Source organism: Dietzia sp. DQ11-71, assembly GCF_014144995.1.
In the GTDB taxonomy this organism is placed as follows: domain Bacteria; phylum Actinomycetota; class Actinomycetes; order Mycobacteriales; family Mycobacteriaceae; genus Dietzia; species Dietzia kunjamensis.
This window is the reverse complement of record NZ_JAALDT010000039.1, coordinates 1-3,501: the sequence shown is the minus strand read 5'-3', so window position 1 is coordinate 3,501 and position 3,501 is coordinate 1. Positions and strand designations below refer to the sequence as shown.

2 rRNA genes are annotated in these 3,501 nt (G+C 56.0%); both read left to right on the top strand.

Annotation, left to right across the window (positions count from 1 at the left end):
• Nucleotides 1-189: 189 nt before the first annotated feature.
• Nucleotides 190-3,286 (top strand): 23S ribosomal RNA (locus G6023_RS01655).
• A gap of 91 nt (nt 3,287-3,377) precedes the next feature.
• A 5S ribosomal RNA gene (rrf, locus tag G6023_RS01650) occupies nt 3,378-3,494 on the top strand.
• Nucleotides 3,495-3,501: the final 7 nt, after the last annotated feature.

The window sequence follows — 3,501 nt, the reverse complement described above, 5'->3', positions numbered from 1 at the left end:
AGCGTGGTCCGGACGAAACACACTGTTGGGTGTCTGAAACAACACCATCGAGCCTTCGGGTTCGGTTGTTTCTGATGGCACTGATTCCCGAGACATCTGATGCGCCATACGTGGCCGGGGTGTGGGTGGGGTTGGTGTGTGTTGTTTGAGAACTGCACAGTGGACGCGAGCATCTTTAATTGTTTGTGAATGTAAGTGTGTAAGAGCACACGGTGGATGCCTTGGCACCAAGAGCCGATGAAGGACGTAGTAGGCTGCGATAAGCCTCGGGGAGCTGCCAAACGAGCTGTGATCCGAGGGTGTCCGAATGGGGAAACCCAGCACGCGTGATGGCGTGTTACCCGCATCTGAATACATAGGGTGTGTGGAGGGAACGCGGGGAAGTGAAACATCTCAGTACCCGCAGGAAGAGAAAACAACAGTGATTCCGTCAGTAGCGGCGAGCGAACGCGGATCAGGCTAAACCGCATGCGTGTGATACCCGGCAGGGGTTGCGTGTGTGGTGTTGTGGGGCATGATGTCCCGGTTCTGCCGGACCGGGCGCTGATTGATCGCGGGTTAGGGGAACGACTTGGAAGGGTCGGCCGGAGAGGGTGAGAGTCCCGTACCTGAAAACCTTGCGGCGGGGCGATTTGTGTTCCCAAGTAGCAGCGGGCCCGTGAAATCTGCTGTGAATCTGCCGGGACCACCCGGTAAGCCTAAATACTTCTTGGTGACCGATAGCGGATTAGTACCGTGAGGGAATGGTGAAAAGTACCCCGGGAGGGGAGTGAAATAGTACCTGAAACCGTGTGCTTACAATCCGTCAGAGGCTCATAAGCTGATGGCGTGCCTTTTGAAGAATGAGCCTGCGAGTTAGTGGTATGTCGCGAGGTTAACCCGTGTGGGGAAGCCGTAGCGAAAGCGAGTCCTAATAGGGCGACTGTAGTGGCATGCTCTAGACCCGAAGCGGAGTGATCTACCCATGGCCAGTGTGAAGCGACGGTAAGACGTCGTGGAGGCGCGAACCCACTTAGGTTGAAAACTGAGGGGATGAGTTGTGGGTAGGGGTGAAAGGCCAATCAAACTCCGTGATAGCTGGTTCTCCCCGAAATGCATTTAGGTGCAGCGTCGCATGTTTCACCTCGGAGGTAGAGCTACTGGATGGCCGATGGGCCCTACAAGGTTACTGACGTCAGCCAAACTCCGAATGCCGAGGTGTGAGAGTGCGGCAGTGAGACTGTGGGGGATAAGCTTCATAGTCGAGAGGGAAACAGCCCAGATCGCCGGCTAAGGCCCCTAAGCGTGTACTAAGTGGAAAAGGATGTGGGATCGCTGAGACAGCCAGGAGGTTGGCTTAGAAGCAGCCACCCTTGAAAGAGTGCGTAATAGCTCACTGGTCAAGTGGTCCTGCGCCGACAATTTAGCGGGGCTCAAGTACACCGCCGAAGCCGCGGCATTCATACAATAACCTCCTCCGGGCAGGTGTATGGATGGGTAGGGGAGCGTCGTGTGGCCATAGAAGCGCCGGAGTGATCCAGGCGTGGAGGCCACACGAGTGAGAATGCAGGCATGAGTAGCGAATGACGAGTGAGAAACTCGTCCGCCGAATGATCAAGGGTTCCTGGGTCAAGCTAATCTGCCCAGGGTGAGTCGGGACCTAAGGCGAGGCCGACAGGCGTAGTCGATGGACAACGGGTTGATATTCCCGTACCCGTGTGTGCGCGCCCATGGTGAATCAGTGATACTAACCGCCCTGAACGTCCTAGAGCATCCTTCGGGATGACGTGGACCGGATGCGCGGGACCTGAACTGGTAGTAGCCAAGCGATGGGGTGACGCAGGAAGGTAGCTGGGCCAGTCAGTGGTTGTACTGGTGTAAGAGTGTAGGCCGTGACATAGGCAAATCCGTGTCACATCAAGGCTGAGACTTGATGCATACCCGTTGTGGGGAATTCAGTGATCCTATGCTGCCGAGAAAAGCCTCTAGTGAGTTCATACACGGCCCGTACCCCAAACCGACACAGGTGATCAGGTAGAGAATACCAAGGCGATCGAGAGAACTGTGGTTAAGGAACTCGGCAAAATGCCCCCGTAACTTCGGGAGAAGGGGGACCACGCCCGGTGACGATCCTTGCGATCTGAGCTGGGGGTGGTCGCAGAGACCAGAGAGAAGCGACTGTTTACTAAAAACACAGGTCCGTGCGAAGACGTAAGTCGATGTATACGGACTGACGCCTGCCCGGTGCTGGAAGGTTAAGAGGACCGGTTAGCCGCAAGGCGAAGCTGAGAATTTAAGCCCCAGTAAACGGCGGTGGTAACTATAACCATCCTAAGGTAGCGAAATTCCTTGTCGGGTAAGTTCCGACCTGCACGAATGGCGTAACGACTTCTCTGCTGTCTCGACCACAGACTCGGCGAAATTGCACTACGAGTAAAGATGCTCGTTACGCGCGGCAGGACGAAAAGACCCCGGGACCTTTACTATAGCTTGGTATTGGCGTTCGATTCGGTTTGTGTAGGATAGGTGGGAGACTGTGAAGCATGCACGCCAGTGTGTGTGGAGTCGTTGTTGAAATACCACTCTGATCGTATTGGACGTCTAACCTCGGCCCATGATCTGGGTTAGGGACAGTGCCTGGTGGGTAGTTTAACTGGGGCGGTTGCCTCCTAAAGAGTAACGGAGGCGCCCAAAGGTTCCCTCAGCCTGGATGGCAATCAGGTGTTGAGTGCAAGTGCACAAGGGAGCTTGACTGTGAGACTGACACGTCGAGCAGGGACGAAAGTCGGGACTAGTGATCCGGCACCGGCAAGTGGAAGCGGTGTCGCTCAACGGATAAAAGGTACCCCGGGGATAACAGGCTGATCTTCCCCAAGAGTCCATATCGACGGGATGGTTTGGCACCTCGATGTCGGCTCGTCGCATCCTGGGGCTGGAGTAGGTCCCAAGGGTTGGGCTGTTCGCCCATTAAAGCGGCACGCGAGCTGGGTTTAGAACGTCGTGAGACAGTTCGGTCTCTATCCGCCGCGCGCGTAAGAAACTTGAGGAAGGCTGTCCCTAGTACGAGAGGACCGGGACGGACGAACCTCTGGTGTGCCAGTTGTTCCACCAGGAGCATCGCTGGTTAGCTACGTTCGGAAGGGATAACCGCTGAAAGCATCTAAGCGGGAAGCCTGTTCCAAGATGAGGTTTCTCACCACCTTCGCGTGGTTAAGGCCCCCCACAGACCATGGGGTTGATAGGCCGGAACTGGAAGCGCAGCAATGCGTGCAGGTGACCGGTACTAATCGGCCGAGGGCTTACACACAAACAGCCCCTAAAGAATCGCAACGCGTCCACTGTGCAGTATCTGAAACAACACACCCACGCAAAAACACGTGGGCCTTGTTTCACAGAGTTACGGCGGCCATAGCGGCAGGGAAACGCCCGGTCCCATTCCGAACCCGGAAGCTAAGCCTGCCAGCGCCGATGGTACTGCACTCGTGAGGGTGTGGGAGAGTAGGTCACCGCCGAACACAACTT